This is a genomic window from Vibrio sp. K4 (genome assembly GCF_051122595.1).
GTDB classification, from domain to species: domain Bacteria; phylum Pseudomonadota; class Gammaproteobacteria; order Enterobacterales; family Vibrionaceae; genus Vibrio; species Vibrio owensii.
On the sequence record NZ_CP178578.1, the window covers coordinates 1,540,758 to 1,555,241 of the forward strand.

General features: G+C 43.6%; 16 protein-coding genes. 12 read left to right on the top strand and 4 right to left on the bottom strand.

Annotated features, from left to right (window positions below):
• Positions 1–15 precede the first annotated feature (15 nt).
• Complete coding sequence (locus tag ACLIIY_RS24340; RefSeq protein WP_009705265.1) at positions 16–624, bottom strand: response regulator transcription factor; 609 nt, start codon at positions 622–624, stop codon at positions 16–18.
• Positions 625–990: 366 nt separating this feature from the next.
• On the opposite strand from ACLIIY_RS24340, the gene ACLIIY_RS24345 reads away from it, so the two are divergent.
• The 3 genes from ACLIIY_RS24345 to ACLIIY_RS24355 all read left to right on the top strand — a co-directional run bounded on the left by ACLIIY_RS24345 (position 991) and on the right by ACLIIY_RS24355 (position 4,976).
• Positions 991–2,910, top strand: a complete 1,920-nt coding sequence (locus tag ACLIIY_RS24345) for a HAMP domain-containing methyl-accepting chemotaxis protein (RefSeq protein ID WP_434528673.1) — start codon at positions 991–993, stop codon at positions 2,908–2,910.
• Positions 2,911–3,010: 100 nt separating this feature from the next.
• A complete protein-coding gene (locus tag ACLIIY_RS24350) occupies positions 3,011–3,733 on the top strand; it encodes a nitroreductase family protein (RefSeq protein WP_434528674.1) in 723 nt (240 codons plus the stop codon).
• Positions 3,734–3,995: 262 nt separating this feature from the next.
• Complete coding sequence (locus ACLIIY_RS24355; RefSeq protein ID WP_054823213.1) at positions 3,996–4,976, top strand: chemotaxis protein; 981 nt, start codon at positions 3,996–3,998, stop codon at positions 4,974–4,976.
• A 44-nt stretch (positions 4,977–5,020) separates the two neighbouring features.
• Here ACLIIY_RS24355 and ACLIIY_RS24360 read toward each other — a convergent pair whose 3' ends face one another.
• A complete protein-coding gene (locus tag ACLIIY_RS24360) occupies positions 5,021–5,542 on the bottom strand; it encodes a type II secretion system protein (RefSeq protein WP_039988852.1) in 522 nt (173 codons plus the stop codon).
• A gap of 354 nt (positions 5,543–5,896) precedes the next feature.
• On the opposite strand from ACLIIY_RS24360, the gene ACLIIY_RS24365 reads away from it, so the two are divergent.
• From ACLIIY_RS24365 to ACLIIY_RS24385, 5 genes are all read left to right on the top strand, one after another.
• Entirely contained in the window at positions 5,897–6,619 is a 723-nt protein-coding gene (locus tag ACLIIY_RS24365) for a sulfite exporter TauE/SafE family protein (protein ID WP_434528675.1), read from the top strand.
• 82 nt (positions 6,620–6,701) lie between these two features.
• A complete protein-coding gene (gene rarD / locus ACLIIY_RS24370) occupies positions 6,702–7,607 on the top strand; it encodes an EamA family transporter RarD (RefSeq protein ID WP_054823215.1) in 906 nt (301 codons plus the stop codon).
• Positions 7,608–7,712: 105 nt separating this feature from the next.
• Positions 7,713–8,099, top strand: a complete 387-nt coding sequence (locus ACLIIY_RS24375) for an MAPEG family protein (RefSeq protein WP_009705272.1) — start codon at positions 7,713–7,715, stop codon at positions 8,097–8,099.
• Complete coding sequence (locus ACLIIY_RS24380) at positions 8,093–8,626, top strand: DNA mismatch repair protein (RefSeq protein ID WP_418104161.1); 534 nt, start codon at positions 8,093–8,095, stop codon at positions 8,624–8,626. The genes ACLIIY_RS24375 and ACLIIY_RS24380 overlap by 7 nt, the downstream gene beginning before the upstream one ends.
• Before the next feature lie 366 nt (positions 8,627–8,992).
• Positions 8,993–9,532 (top strand): phosphatase PAP2 family protein, encoded by a 540-nt coding sequence (locus tag ACLIIY_RS24385; RefSeq protein WP_434528676.1) that lies wholly within the window; start codon positions 8,993–8,995, stop codon positions 9,530–9,532.
• 75 nt (positions 9,533–9,607) lie between these two features.
• On the opposite strand, the gene ACLIIY_RS24390 is transcribed toward ACLIIY_RS24385, so the two are convergent.
• The gene (locus tag ACLIIY_RS24390; protein WP_434528677.1) at positions 9,608–10,972 is read right to left on the bottom strand and encodes an endonuclease/exonuclease/phosphatase family protein; all 1,365 of its coding nucleotides are present in this window, start codon (positions 10,970–10,972) and stop codon (positions 9,608–9,610) included.
• A gap of 368 nt (positions 10,973–11,340) precedes the next feature.
• Here ACLIIY_RS24390 and ACLIIY_RS24395 point away from each other — a divergent pair, with 368 nt between their 5' ends.
• The gene (locus ACLIIY_RS24395; RefSeq protein WP_005441333.1) at positions 11,341–11,655 is read left to right on the top strand and encodes a DMT family transporter; all 315 of its coding nucleotides are present in this window, start codon (positions 11,341–11,343) and stop codon (positions 11,653–11,655) included.
• Positions 11,656–11,744: 89 nt separating this feature from the next.
• On the opposite strand, the gene ACLIIY_RS24400 is transcribed toward ACLIIY_RS24395, so the two are convergent.
• Positions 11,745–12,644 carry a DMT family transporter gene (locus tag ACLIIY_RS24400; RefSeq protein ID WP_009705275.1) on the bottom strand — a complete coding sequence of 300 codons (900 nt, stop codon included), beginning with the start codon at positions 12,642–12,644 and terminating at the stop codon, positions 11,745–11,747.
• Positions 12,645–12,794: 150 nt separating this feature from the next.
• On the opposite strand from ACLIIY_RS24400, the gene ACLIIY_RS24405 reads away from it, so the two are divergent.
• From ACLIIY_RS24405 to ACLIIY_RS24415, 3 genes are all read left to right on the top strand, one after another.
• A complete protein-coding gene (locus ACLIIY_RS24405; RefSeq protein ID WP_434528678.1) occupies positions 12,795–13,247 on the top strand; it encodes an NUDIX hydrolase in 453 nt (150 codons plus the stop codon).
• Positions 13,248–13,264: 17 nt separating this feature from the next.
• A complete protein-coding gene (locus ACLIIY_RS24410) occupies positions 13,265–13,852 on the top strand; it encodes a GNAT family N-acetyltransferase (protein WP_103411595.1) in 588 nt (195 codons plus the stop codon).
• A 173-nt stretch (positions 13,853–14,025) separates the two neighbouring features.
• On the top strand, positions 14,026–14,436 hold the full coding sequence (locus tag ACLIIY_RS24415) for a GNAT family N-acetyltransferase (protein ID WP_005441349.1): 411 nt from the start codon (positions 14,026–14,028) through the stop codon (positions 14,434–14,436).
• Positions 14,437–14,484 lie beyond the last annotated feature (48 nt).

The following is a 14,484-nucleotide window of genomic DNA, read 5'->3' on the forward strand; positions in this document are numbered from 1 at the left end:
TGCCTTAAAGCGAAACTAACAACAAAGACTGCCACACTCTTCTTGAGGAAGGGTGTTGAGAAGTTCTACAACAGACTCAGCATGATACTTCTTCAAGATTCGAGTTTTGTACGTACTGATGGTCTTAGCACTCAGTGACAGTTGCTCAGAGATCTTCTTATTCGAGTAACCTTGGGCAAGGTAGTGGAACACCATTGCTTCACGATTAGATAAAGTGACGTTACCCGATGATTGGTTATGCGTCGCTTTAAACATCGAATATCCACGAGTCACACTGACGATGGCATCCATAATGGTGGCTTTCGCTTCATTCTTATTTAAAAAGCCGTGTGCACCCATTTCAAATGCGGCTTTAGACAAACTTGAATAATCACGAGAAGAAATAAACAAGATTTTGCCTTGGTAGCCTGTCGCTAATATGTTCTTAGCCAAGCGCATGCCGTCTCGATCACCTAGCACGACGTCTAAAATAACCAAATCTACAGGTTGGTTACGAATGATTTCCATAACTTCAGCGCTGTCTGTTGACTCCACGACGTTAACAGATTGGAAAGCGGTTTGAACAAGAGAAGCGAGTGCTTCGCTATATAACGGTTGGTCGTCGATAATAAGAACGTTATTCATATTTGTGCCTCACCTTATATTTCAATTTACTTGCCGCTTCCTTTCAGCACTTATTTAACGAGGTAGGATTGTAGGAAAAATCCGTGAGGAGTGGGTGAAAATGACAATTTCATTATTTGAAAAGGTGTGTCTCGCATATGAGAAAGTGTCGCGCTAAAAATAATAGAATCAATTAGATAGCACGTGAAAGAATGACGGTCTTACATTGACGTATCAATCTTTGTTTCTCGTCGGAAAAAGCTGACATTCTGAAATAAACTCAATGATAACAATTAGATAGGTTGTTACGCTTTGATTGGCCAGTTTGCACCTGAATCCATGGGTTTTTAGTATTTCATTCTTGCTGTTCTCACGGAGTTAGGCGGAATGCTAAACAAGATTAAAAAAATAAAACATAAGTTTTACCTGATTTTAAGTGCCGTTATTTTGGTGCTATTTGCAATCACCGCGGTTGGTATTGTTACCACCAAACACATCAACAATAATTTTATTCATTTTCAAACCATCAATACCACTGCGTTTGAAGCAACCGAAATCGAAACAAACCTTTTGACCGCTCGAACCAATGCACTTACGTATCGGACGAATCGCGATCCACAATTTTTCTCTCAATCTATGGAAGCGTTAAAATTCGCCCATCAAGAAGCCCAAAAGCAGGCTGAAAATGCCTTCGATCCAGAGCGTAAAACTCGATTTGAAAAGGTGACTGCTGAATTGGTTCGCTACATGGACAATCTAAATGACGTTTCTCGTTTAATGAAAGAGCGAGATCTAAAGGTTGCCGAACTTGTCTCTTTTCAAAAGCAAGTGGAATCAAAATTAGAAAAACGTCTTTCTGAAGCGACCGATGTAACGCAATATCGTGCGGAACTTGCTGACGCCACCTTGGTGTTTAAAGCGCTAACACAAGAAGCTACAGAATACCTATTGACCAATAATGAGCGAGACTATCAGCAGTTTGAATCAAAGCTCGACGAGTGGAAATTGTATTTGACGCAACTTGGTTATGTTAATCAAGAGCAGTTAAATGCATTGACCGACAGCTTTGCGAGTTCCTTGTCTCAGGTGGCTGTGTTAATTCGAGAAAGAAATGCTCGATGGGACGTGTTAAAGGAGATTGGTTTTGATATTTCAGAACAGATCAACGGTATTAAAACAGACGCCGTCAATGATCAGAACGTACTAAAAGAAGAGATACAACAAACCACTGAAGACGCAACGATTAACGTAGCATTAGCGTTGTTCATCGGACTTCCGGCTTTGTCTTTGCTGTGCGTGTTTATATCTCGCGATATTACCAACAATGTCTTGTTCGCAAAGCAAGTGGCTGAGAAGCTGAGCCGCGGTGAGATCTCTGCAGAGCAGCAACAAGTGAAGGGGAGCGATGAGGTAGCAGAAATGCTTGATGCTCTACATCACATGGAAGAGCAGTTGTACAAAACCGTTTCTGAAGTTATTTCATGCAGTGATCTTCTTGCTTCCGCTTCTGAAGAATTATCAGCCGTAAACTCTGAGATATTAAGCAATGCGCAATCGCAACAAATGGAAACTGACCAAGTCGCGACAGCAGTTAACGAGATGACGGTAGCCATCGCTGAAGTTGCACAAAATGCGAATGGTGCGTCTCGTGAAGCCGAAGTGGCATCGGAGGTGTCTGAACAGGGGCAAGTTGTCATGCAAAGTGCGACTGAGCAAGTTGGCGGGCTAGCAAGTCAAATGGGCACAATGAGCCAGAAAGTTGCGACGTTGTCCAATGGTACAGCCGAAGTCGCAGACATCACCCAAGTCATCCAAACCATTGCAGAGCAGACCAACTTACTTGCATTAAACGCAGCGATTGAGGCAGCAAGGGCTGGTGACCAAGGACGTGGATTTGCAGTCGTTGCGGATGAAGTGCGTCAGTTGGCTCAAGAAACCCAAAAGGCAGTAGAGAAAATAGGAGATCGAATTCATACGTTGCAGCAGAACACGACCCAAGTGGTAGATTCCATCGATGCAGGGCAGCGAATGCTTGAGGAGACGGTTCATCAATCTGCATCTGCGAACGATGCCTTTATTAGTATCTCTACCAATATTGAACAAACTAACGCTCTGAACACACAAATTGCAGCGGCAACAGAAGAGCAGAGTGCAACAGCGGAGATGATTAACCAAAGTGTCGTGTCGGTAAGAGACCAAGTCGATCAGACGGTTAATATGATTCAAGACAGCAATCAGGCCGCCGACGAATTGGCAAGAATGTCGATTAACCTTTCAGACCAAATACGTTTTTTCAAACTTCAATAATAAGACGGCCAGACACGATTTTGTGTCTGGCTTTGTATTTACGCTTGCAGGTGAGGTGTGAATCGGTAAGATCGCGTTTTTCCTATCTTTTGAGTCCGTTATGAACCAACCTTCTTTTGAATCAATTGTTCAATCTCGTCGTTCAGTCAGAAAATACGACGCGAGCGCTGAGTTTAACCATGATGATGTTGCCAAGGCCCTTGAGCTAACCACATTAAGTCCTAACAGCAGCAACATGCAGATGTGGGAATTCCATCGTGTGATCTCAGAAGATAAAAAAGCAGCGCTTGCTGAGCTTTGTATGGGGCAAAATGCCGCTAAGACAGCTAACGAATTGGTGGTGTTTGTTGCCACGACTCATAACTGGAAAGAGCGCGCAAAGCGCAACGCAGAGACTGTGCGCCAAGCTTTTGAAGGCCGTGACGACGCTGCGGCCAAGCGCGCTCTAAAGTACTACGAAAAACTCATCCCGATGGTTTATAACAACGATGCATTTGGTGTTCGTGGAGTCGTTCGTAAGCTCTACAGCTGGTGGTTGGGGCGTAATAAACCTATGGTGCGTGAGGTGAGTAAAGCGGATGTTCGCGTATGCTTGCACAAAAGTGTTTCTCTTGCAGCCATGACCTTTATGTATGCCATGAGAGAGAAGGGCTACGACACTTGCCCGATGGAAGGATTTGATTCGAAGCGTGTGAAAGATTTACTTGGCTTACGTGACAGTGACCAAATCACCATGGTCATCAGCTGCGGTGTTCGAACGGAAGAAGGCGTATACGGTGAGCGTCACCGAGTTTCGAATGAGTCGGTTATTAAAACACACTAATAAATCGCTAAACTTTTTCTATTTGCTGCCGCTATTTAAACAGACGTCTTTTCTATATCGAACTCATGGCTGAGTTTTGTTCAAAAATGAGACGAAATTTCATCATTTGATATAGAAGTGTGCGGTCAGCATCCTTTTGATTATTTACAAATTCTGTCTCAAAGACTACAAAAGGACTCTTGGATTTTTACGCCTGTGAAGTGATTCTCTGTGGCATTGCATCAAGCCTTTTTCTTGATGCGTATTTTGGATAATTGGGTTTATGAGTAACGTAACCAGTACTATTCTGACTGAAAGTGGCACCAATGAGCTTGAAATCATTGAGTTCCATCTAGAAAAACAATTGCCAGATGGCAGCACAAAAACATGTTATTACGGTATTAACGTCGCTAAAGTGCGTGAAGTGATTCGCGTGCCGGAGACTACTGATTATCCGAATGCACAACCTCATATGATCGGCGTATTCTCGTCGCGTGAAGTGTTAACGCCATTGGTTGACCTTGCTGGTTGGCTTGGTGTTCCTACGCGTCGTGATCTTGAGCGTAAGTTTGTTATTGTTACCGACTTCAACAAGATGACGAATGGCTTCTTGATCGACAGTATTTCGCGTATCCACCGTATTTCGTGGAACGATGTAGAGTCCCCAAGCCAATTCTTAGAAGCGGGGGAACAAGACTGCGTTGTTGCGGTAGTACGTAAAGACGGCAATCTGATCATGATCTTAGACTTCGAGAAGATCATTGCAGACATCAACCCAGAACTGAGTATGGAAAAGTACGACGTGACGGGCGATAAGTCGGTTGATCTAAACCAACGTATGGTCGGTAAGCGTAACGCAAAAACCATCATGGTTGTGGATGACTCTGCGTTTATTCGTTCATTGATTCAAGATACATTGGCTTCTGCGGGGTATAACGTGATCACCTGTAAAGATGGTGGCGAAGCGTATGAAAAACTGATGAGCTTGATCGACGTAGCGAAAGAAGAAAACTTGCCAGTTCGTGAGTTGCTTGATGCCGTTGTTACCGACGTAGAAATGCCTCGTATGGATGGTATGCACTTAGTGAAACGACTACGTGATACAGAAGCCTACAGCCAAACACCAATCGTGATGTTCTCTTCTTTGATGAGTGAAGACAACCGTGCGAAAGCGTTATCTCTTGGTGCGAATGACACCATCACTAAGCCAGAGATCGGGCGTATGGTGAACATGATGGATAAGCACGTATTTAGTTTCGCGTAACTTTCTACAGATTTAAAAAAGGCTGCCGATTGGCAGCCTTTTTATTATGAACAGTGATTGATTTTTAACGTGTATGTTTCATTTTCGTTTTGTGGAGCGGCATATAATATGTTGCAGTGGTTTTCATTTGAGTTGGAGTCACCTCGAACAGTGACAGACATAAATTTTTTATCCTCTGTCCTCTTAATCTGCCAGTCAGTATCACCATACTGATGATCTAACTCTGGAACAATCAGAGTTAACCCCGTTTCATCAGTATCAGGATAGCCGTAGCGAAATGCACAGCGCTTTGTGCCGCCAATGTCACATCCATCAAACGGAAGGTTGAAATTAGGTGTATTTGGTTCAAAGTTGGACACATAACCATCTTCCAATCCCGCTATCGCCATTTTCCCATATCCAATTCCTAGACCTGAAGCGATTGCACCTTTCATACCTTCTAAACGAGCTTCGCGAGCATCGTCTTGAATGTTTAAAAAGCGTGGCGCGGCAGTGACAGCAAGGATGCCGAGAATTACGATAACAACAACAAGCTCAATTAAAGTAAAACCTGATTTTCTTTTCATAAACCATCTTTAAGTTAGGTTGATACGATAGTCTAATATTTTTGTATTTTATGGTGCTATAGACTACTAAAGTTCATATTTGGTGAATTTTAATGGTGTATTCACTCTAAATATAGTGTGATTATAGTTCCATATTTGTATCCAAGATACTATTCACGTCATAAATTTTGTGGCGAAGAGATAACCAATTTTGTAAGTCGCAAAATGTGAGACTTAAGAACTCAGATATTGAAACATTTTGATTGTGTTTTTAATGGCTTTGGTGAATCCTACGCGGGGTGAGAGTGAGGTATTGATAGGTGGTGTGTATTCAATCAACTCTCTAATAATTAATTAAAATATAAGATCATATAGATGGATTTCGATTCAACTAATTTGCTTGCAATGGGGCTGATTTTCCTTGGCTCTTATGTTCAAACCGCCATTGGTTTTGGCCTCGCTATTGTGGCTGCGCCATTACTGATTCTTTGGGCTCCTGAATATGTACCTGCACCAATCTGCTTGGTTGCTCTGTTTATTTCATTAATGAACGCAATGAAGCACCGCAGCAGTGTTGAAATTGGTGGCCTAAAAATGGCTTTGATCGGTCGTGTGCCAGGCTCGCTAGCGGGTGGGGCGCTGTTGTTCTTTGTTTCCACTGAAGCACTCACACTTTGGATCGGTTTTCTCGTACTGTTTGCCGTAGCAGTAAGCGTACTCCCATTCCGTATTGAACCAACTCCCGGACGCATGACGTTCGCAGGTTTCTTTTCAGGTCTGTTTGGTACCAGTTCTGCGATTGGTGGTCCACCTATGGCTTTATTGTTACAACATCAAGAGGCGAATCAGTTACGTGGTAACTTGTCTGCATTCTTCGTATTTAGCTCTATTATCTCATTGATAGTCCAGATACCCGTTGGCTTCTTTAATCTTCATCATTTGGTGATCACGTTGCCATTGCTGCCGGCTGCTGCATTTGGTTATTGGTTAGCAATCAAAACGACACAGTTATTGCCGAAAGAAAAGATTCGCTTTGGCGCACTTACGCTGTGTTTTGTTAGTGGTATTACCGCCGTGGTTCAAGGCCTAGCACTGTAAAGTTAAGTCATCGTTTCAAATTCGCTTTACAAAAGCACTTTGCTCTATAGAATCGCGTCACTTTTTATTTGTCGAGTTAGTTATGAACAGCAATCGTTACGGCAACTTTATGGCTGCATTGTCCTTCGTTATTTGGGGACTGTTGCCAATTTACTATCGCTTTTTACCAAACGCATCGATGGATGAACTGCTTGCGCTACGTATTATTGGTTCAGTGCCTGTAGGGTTTGTTCTCGTTCTGGCGATCACGCGTCATATGCCAAAATGGTCTGCGATCTGGCAGGATAAAAAATCGCTTTGGTATACGTTTGTTGCCAGTAGCTTAATGTGTATTTCTTGGGTGGCATTCACATGGGCATTAACGAACAACCGCGTCATTGATGCGAGCTTGGGCTTCTTTATTGGCCCATTAATCTCTGTTGCACTCGGCGTGTTTGTGTTGGGCGATAAGCTTTCAAAAGGGCAGTTCATCGCGATTCTTCTGGCGACGATCGGCGTGTTATATCAAGTTATCCAGTACGGTCAATTACCACTGGTCGCTCTGACAATGGGGATATTCTTCTCTCTTTATGGTCTGTTTAAGAAGAAGATTAACTTTGATTGGAGCACGACGCTGTTTATCGAAGCGGTAGTGCTGACGCCAATCGCACTCGCTTACTTAATCGTAAAACAAGTGACAGTAGGCGAGTTGGCCTCTACCGTGGATATGACCACCTTTATGCTCTACTTGGGTAGTGCGCCGGTGACACTTTTACCGCTGATCTTCTATTCGATTGCGATTCGCATCACCAATTTATCGACGGTGGGGTTGATGCAGTACATTGAGCCAAGCTTGCAGTTTGTACTGGCTGTTGTGTTCTTTGGTGAGATGTTCGACAGCGTTAAAGCGGTGACTTTTGCCTTTATTTGGGTGGGTCTTCTGTTCACGATCTTCGAGGGCATCGCTAAGCTATCAAAAAGAAAAAAGCTTGCTGACCACTCAATTTAGCCAATTCCTTCTTTGGGTTCATAGGGCTAGCTTATATTTAATATATAGTTAGCCCTTAGTTTTCGTTATTAGAATGCTATCGCAATATCTAAAGAAGGAAGATTTATGATCACCGCTCTCTACGCATCCATTCTCGCTTTACTGCTCATCTGGCTCGCTTTTCAAGTCATCAAACAACGTCGAAGCAACAAAATCGCCTACGCTGACGGTGGCGTTGAAGCGCTTCAAATCGCCCGAAGTGCCCAAAGCAACGCAAGTGAATACATTCCTATTACTCTGATTCTAATGGCACTCGTTGAATACAACGGTGCATCGGTTTGGCTGATTCATCTTGCTGGAGTTGCGTTCGTCATTGGGCGCATCATTCATGCTCGCGGAATATTAGGTGAAGACTTAAAAGGGCGTGTGACCGGGATGAAGTTCACCTTTTTTACTATGATTGGTTTAGTGGTGCTGAACTTAATCTACTTACCTTACGGTAATTTATGGTAAAAAACGCGACTTACTTACCGCCAGCTTGGCTACTGGTTCTTATCGGATTGGTGCTAAATATCGCGGCGATCGTACTGACGAGCGTGGTGCTCGATAAATTAGGAAAAGAAACCAGTTTGTTGGCCGATCAAAAGGCCGACAACTTGTACTCCATTCAATTGGCGTGGAACAGTGTAGAAACGCTTGAGAGAAAGCGAGAAGTATTGCTACTGCATCTTCATTTGTCCCAAAGAGAAGCGGTGTCTGAAGAGATGAATCAAGTCCTACAAGGACACCTTTCTGCATGGACAGGGGAGAAGGTTAGCGCCATTGAGATCACCCAACTGCCCAACCTTATGTCTGAAATCAATCAAGCTCAAACTAACTATCGAAACCGCATCGACAGTTACTATCTAGAAAACCTTGAGGTAACTGAAGTCATGTCGAGTTTGGAAGAAAAGATCGCATGGTACAAAAGCATTGGATTGTTTTTGCAGGTTTTTGGCTTAGCTTTGATTTTAGCACGAGACCTTGCTCGTAAACCTTAATGGCCAATGTAACTTGTTTGCTATTTGCAAAAGACTGTTTGCAATATGCATATGATTTTATCTCGCAAGAGTGATTATTCGTTCAAATTAAGTGCAAATGGTTAAATAACAATCGGTTTGACTGCATCAGAAAGTTGGCATGCCTAATGCTTTAGATATAGCGACCCTTTTAAGTCGAGGGTCACCTAGCCAACTGACGTTGTTAGTGAACCCAATTGTTCACACGTATATACAGCCAATCACATCTTTTGTGGTTGGCTTTTTTTTCACAATCAATTCACGTTTTAATTGTTACAGTTTCCAGTCGAACAATGGCGATGGCTGTGGTAGTTTTCGCGCGCATATAAATTCTAATTGGTTGTATTAATGAAGAAAGTTGTACGTTTAGTTGGTGTTGTCTCTATTTTTGGCGCTCAATCGGCAAACGCGATGAGTGAAAAAGATTGGGACGTGCTTACCGATATCGGTGCTTATGGTTTGGTTGCAACGGCTGCCGCAGTACCCGCATATAAAGGGGACTGGGAAGGTTTTTGGCAAGCCGGTTTCAGTATTGGTGCTACGTCAGGAATTGGTTTGATTGGTAAAACGACCATCGATGCGGAGCGCCCAGACAAAAGTGGTAATGACAGTTTTCCTTCTAACCATACGGCTAACGCTTTTGCTTCGGCGACAAACCTTTATTTACGTTATGGTTGGGAAGCGGGCTTACCTGCTTATGGGGTCGCAACTTTAGTTGGTGTTGGTCGAGTTGAGGCGAAGAAACACTATTGGCGCGATGTACTTGCTGGCGCCGCTTTAGGAACTTTGACCGCATACGTGTTCACTGACGCTTATGATGAAAATGTTCAACTCGTTCCTTGGGTGACGAGCGAAGATATGGGCGTATCACTTACATACCGCTGGTAGCTTGTCCGTTGAAAAACAAAAAGCCTCGGCATAAACCGAGGCTTTGTTGTATCTGAATGTTAGCGTGTTCGCGTTTTAGAACTGAGCTTTAATCCAGATCATGCGGTGGTCAGAAGAAACATCTTTACCATTACCGTATTTACCAATGCGGTCATCGTTAAACAGTTTACGACCTTCTTCGTATGATGCAGCCCAGTAAACGCCAGAATCAACCACGTTTAGGTTTGCTGAAGGCATTGCATAGTCAACACCTAGACCGAACGTCGAAGTGATGCGGTTAGGGATTGGGTGAGTAGAACTGCTATCTACTGCGTGTTCTGCAGCACCGAAGCTAGTTGGGTAAAGCTCACCGTTCATCACTTCTTGGTTTACTAGTGGATCATTATGGAATGCTTGCATGATGTCACTAAAGCCGTCGCCATCTAATGGATCAAGGTTTTGGTCACCCATCATGACGAATTTCGCACCTTCTGTCAGACCACCTTTGTTGCCAGCGTCATCGTAGAAGTACTCTTTGCCTTGTACATAGTGATGCCAGAACTCAACTTCAGCTTCGTTTTGAACTTTGTTCTTGCCTGGATCGAATACTGGTGGAGTAGGGTGAGACATCAATAGGTGAACAACTTCGTCACCTTTCTCTGTCGGAATGATAATTGGTGCATCTACGTGGTTTTTAGACGACAGGCGAACGACGTCCCACTCTTCAGCAGTGTACCAATCGTCACCACACTTCATGCCATCTGGAATGGTTTGTGAGCCGTCACAGATTGTGATTTTAGGGATTTCTGCGCCTTCCATGTCTTTCCATTTGAACTCTTGGAAAGTACGAGTGTTTTCTGTGTCGATCTCGTATTTAGACATCAACGCGAAAGCGTATTGGCCGTGGTAGAAGCCAAAGCCCCAAGCATCGCCAGGAAGCTGGCCAGCAGTGCCGTTGTTATCTAGGTCAAGACCACTGTTTAGGCCTGTGTTTGTTGAGTAAGACTCGGCGTAAGGGTACTCGATTGGTTCTAAGTTTGCTTCACCACCCGCACCGTCAAGACTTTGCGCAACAGATAGGTAGTTGTTTTGGAAACCTTCCAAAGCAACCATATCCTCACCAGTACCGTCGTTGTTGTATTCCGCCATCATAAGAACGTCAGGACGGTTCTTCTGAATGATTGCAGCAACGTTACGGATCTGAATGACTTTCTCGGCCATTGTTTTGTCTTCATCCGCGATGGTGCCATCAAGGTAAGCGGTGACAAGCTCAGTTTGTTTTGCTGGCTCTACCTGCATTTCAGCGACAAGGTCTTCAAAAGTACTGCGATCAAAAGAGAGGTTATAAGTGGCGATCTTTACTTCTTTAGGTTGAACATCTACGTATTCAGTGTCGTCATTACAGCCAGTTAAAAGCGCTGCACCAACAAGGAGAGCAAGAGGAGTTTTGATGTATTTCATGGGTATGTCATACCTTATAATTGGATTCGCGCAAATACTAAAGTTATCAGTAGCTTTTGTAAGCGATCTAGGTCACACAAACGATTGCTTAGTTACACGTTTGCTTAATTTTTGTGTGATTAATGCAATAAACGCATCATTTTCAACAGCAGAAGGTTATATTCAAACTGTTAAATAATGATGTCTATTTTATTTAATGTGATTGGATTTATATTTTATATTAATCAGTTTGGATGGATTTTGTTCGCTACTCATCTGAGTTTTAGTAGTGGGAAATTTTTCTTTATACTAGGCGTCTAACAGAAGTGAGGACGACCTCACCGCTCTTTTCTCTCTCGGGGACGACCCCAATCGTTAGGAATCTCTCAATGGCTTGGGCTATTCTTTTTCTTGCTGGTCTATGCGAAGTCGCATGGGCGGTCGGGCTCAAATACACCGAAGGTTTTAGTAAGCTTGCACCATCTGCATTCACTATTGGATTTATGGGGTTGAGCTTTTGGTTACTGGGTATCGCACTAAGGACGTTACCGCTAGGCGTTGCTTATGGCGTTTGGGTAGGTATTGGTGCGATAGGTACCGCAATTGCCAGTATCTATTTATTTAATGAACCGGCCACACTAATCAAGCTAATCAGTTTACTGCTCATTGTTGCAGGTATCGCGGGTTTGAAGTTCGCAGCTTAGCGTTACAAATACAGCCAAAAGAAAAGCCAGAGTGATGCTCTGGCTCTATTGTTTTTCGATCAAACGAAACGTAAGTAGAAGGGCGATTGCTATCGTTTTATAAACGGCAACTTGAGATGCTGACCAAATACGTTGATCAGCGCGCCTGTCACGATTAATGCGCCACCTAAGTATGTCCACGCCGAAGGTAATTCACCAAAGAAGACGATGCCTAAAACGACAGAGAAAATGATCTGTACATAAGAATAAGCCGATGCTTTTCCTGCTTCTTGTGTTTGCATTGCTTTCGTGAGGCCCAGTTGTCCTATTTGCGTAAAGACGCCGACTAAAACGAGCATCATGGTCAGATACAAATCTGGCATGACGAATTGATCCCCAATCAAAAGAATCGATGCAGGCAGCGCCACCAACGGGAAGTAAAAAATGATCACCGAGCTGTCTTCGGTCTGACTTAACTTACGTACGATTACGTACGCGATGGAGCTACCAAAAGCACCTAAGATGGCGATCATCACACTGAACATGGGTAAAGCATGTTCGGCGTCTGGACCGGTTTCTGGCCTCACCATAACGTATACCCCAAGCAAACACAGGGCGATACAGATAAACGTCGAAGACTGGATACGTTCTTTAAGGAAGAAAACCGCAAGTAAGGCAGTAAATACAGGGTGGATGTACTGGAAAATGGTCGCTTCAGCTAGTGGTAGCGTTGTAACGGAATAGTACACACACATCAAAGCCATGGTACCTACAGCGCCTCGCGCGAAAAGGAGAGGTTTATTATTACCCCAAACCGAAATGCCTTTGCGTTTTACATCAAGATAGCTGATCACCAAGGAGACCAGTGCCCTTGCTGCTACGATCTCAAATACTGGAATGCCGTGCAAGCTAACATGTTTTACGGTGGCAGACATCAGTGCAAAGCCAAAAGCGGACAGCACCATAAAGCGCACGCCAATGGGAATCATCGAATTGATTGAGTTAGGCATCTTACTGCTCGTTTATTGAGGGAGATCGCACTTTAGCATACTAGACTGACAAAAAGATCAGCACCTTGTGATTAAGAGTCCGGATCTTCTTGAACCAAGGTAGACTGTCTCGTTCAGATATAAAAACAATAAATACATAAGGAGAAAGGGATGATTCCTATTCAAGCAACGCATGTGTCTGGTGTGGTGATTTCCGAATTCGACGGCATAAAGAAAATGCTGTTGTTAGAGCGAGTTAAAGGTGGTTATTGGTGTCATGTCGCTGGTGGTGTGGAAGAGGGCGAAACTGGCTGGCAAACCATTGTGCGAGAGCTTAAGGAAGAGACACAAATCGAAGATGTTGAGCTCCATAGCGCAGATTTTTTAGAACAGTTTTATGAGGCACACAAGAATCGAATCATGGTCATTCCTTGTTTTGTCTTGTTCTGCAAACCGAATCAAACGGTGACACTAAATCACGAACATACTGATTATCGTTGGTGTACATTAGAAGAAGCCAAACAGCTCGCACCATTTGCCAATCAACATCAACTATACGAGCATGTATGGAAGCACTATGTTGAAAGCAAACCTTCGCCATTCACAGTGATTAAACCAAAGTAGGTCAACGAGTTCTCTAGATGTACCAAGGATATGAAAAACACCAATTGCGACAAATCACAGAGCGCATTTCCATTGAGCCTTTATTGACGAAGCATGCGACCCCTTTGCTTGCTGCGGTGAATAAGAGCCGTGAACACTTGTCACAATATTTGCCTTGGACGGATTGGGTGACGAATCGCAGAGAAGCCGTCGCTTATATATCTCAACGTATTAACTCTAACGCGTTTGAGGCGTATTGGTTTGCCATTCGCCTCGATCAGAACTTTGTTGGTGTGCTCGGTATGAAAGGCGTGAACCAAGAAACGGGTGTGGCGGAAGTGGGATATTGGCTTGCCGAACAGGGGCGTGGTCATCGCATTATTGATCACGTTTTATCTGTTCTATTGCCATTGGTTCGTGAGCGAGGGCAGACAAGTGCGATTCAATTCCATTGTATGGAAGGCAATGTTCCGAGCATCAAGATTGCAGAGCGAGCAGGGGCGGTATTAAAGGAATACATAGACCATGATTTTGAAATGCTCGACTCTCGTCAGAGGTTAGGAGTTTATGAGTTGGTATTTGAAGCACACCCAAGGACGAGCCATTCGCTAGAAGAGCGTGCATAACCGCAACAAATTTGAGCCTACTGGAAAAGGGGCGTGATGGTTGTAAATTGTTCGATTTAAGCCTTTGTCACAAATTACAAACTGCATTCAGGTTTTAGTGATAAGAAACTTATCATGTTCGAAAAGATAATCCATTATTGCAGCGATGAATGAGTACTCATTGGTATTTAGAGATGGAAATTGCAATTAACCGGATCACGTGGCAGCAAGCCATGCCTATCCGACACCAAGTATTATGGCCTAACAAGCCTGTGGAACATTGCCACGTAGAGGGTGATGAAGAAGCAGAGCATTATGGTGCGTTTGTTGATGACGTTTTAGTCGGCGTTGCGTCGATATACCTTGACGACAATCAAGCTCGGCTGCGTAAGTTCGCCATATTACCTGACTATCAAGGGCAAGGTATTGGCTCTTCAATGGTTCGCTATATTTTGGTGAACTTGAAGCTATCTCCTGTCGAGTATTTTTGGTGTGATGCAAGAGAATCGGCGCTCATCTTTTACGAACGTTTTGGAATGCATACAGAAGGTGAACGTTTTTACAAATCGGAAGTGCCGTATTTTAAAATGAAGCTTGCGCTCTAATGAACAGAAATCTGAGTTTCAACTCTAACTTCCTAACCTCTTAAATAG

What these genes read in the sequence shown, in the direction of transcription:
- ACLIIY_RS24340 (WP_009705265.1), bottom strand. Translation starts at nt 624, where the DNA reads ATGAATAACGTTCTTATTATCGACGACCAACCGTTATATAGCGAAGCA.
- ACLIIY_RS24345 (WP_434528673.1), top strand. Translation starts at nt 991, where the DNA reads ATGCTAAACAAGATTAAAAAAATAAAACATAAGTTTTACCTGATTTTA.
- ACLIIY_RS24350 (WP_434528674.1), top strand. Translation starts at nt 3,011, where the DNA reads ATGAACCAACCTTCTTTTGAATCAATTGTTCAATCTCGTCGTTCAGTC.
- ACLIIY_RS24355 (WP_054823213.1), top strand. Translation starts at nt 3,996, where the DNA reads ATGAGTAACGTAACCAGTACTATTCTGACTGAAAGTGGCACCAATGAG.
- ACLIIY_RS24360 (WP_039988852.1), bottom strand. Translation starts at nt 5,542, where the DNA reads ATGAAAAGAAAATCAGGTTTTACTTTAATTGAGCTTGTTGTTGTTATC.
- ACLIIY_RS24365 (WP_434528675.1), top strand. Translation starts at nt 5,897, where the DNA reads ATGGATTTCGATTCAACTAATTTGCTTGCAATGGGGCTGATTTTCCTT.
- rarD (WP_054823215.1), top strand. Translation starts at nt 6,702, where the DNA reads ATGAACAGCAATCGTTACGGCAACTTTATGGCTGCATTGTCCTTCGTT.
- ACLIIY_RS24375 (WP_009705272.1), top strand. Translation starts at nt 7,713, where the DNA reads ATGATCACCGCTCTCTACGCATCCATTCTCGCTTTACTGCTCATCTGG.
- ACLIIY_RS24380 (WP_418104161.1), top strand. Translation starts at nt 8,093, where the DNA reads ATGGTAAAAAACGCGACTTACTTACCGCCAGCTTGGCTACTGGTTCTT.
- ACLIIY_RS24385 (WP_434528676.1), top strand. Translation starts at nt 8,993, where the DNA reads ATGAAGAAAGTTGTACGTTTAGTTGGTGTTGTCTCTATTTTTGGCGCT.
- ACLIIY_RS24390 (WP_434528677.1), bottom strand. Translation starts at nt 10,972, where the DNA reads ATGAAATACATCAAAACTCCTCTTGCTCTCCTTGTTGGTGCAGCGCTT.
- ACLIIY_RS24395 (WP_005441333.1), top strand. Translation starts at nt 11,341, where the DNA reads ATGGCTTGGGCTATTCTTTTTCTTGCTGGTCTATGCGAAGTCGCATGG.
- ACLIIY_RS24400 (WP_009705275.1), bottom strand. Translation starts at nt 12,644, where the DNA reads ATGCCTAACTCAATCAATTCGATGATTCCCATTGGCGTGCGCTTTATG.
- ACLIIY_RS24405 (WP_434528678.1), top strand. Translation starts at nt 12,795, where the DNA reads ATGATTCCTATTCAAGCAACGCATGTGTCTGGTGTGGTGATTTCCGAA.
- ACLIIY_RS24410 (WP_103411595.1), top strand. Translation starts at nt 13,265, where the DNA reads ATGTACCAAGGATATGAAAAACACCAATTGCGACAAATCACAGAGCGC.
- ACLIIY_RS24415 (WP_005441349.1), top strand. Translation starts at nt 14,026, where the DNA reads ATGGAAATTGCAATTAACCGGATCACGTGGCAGCAAGCCATGCCTATC.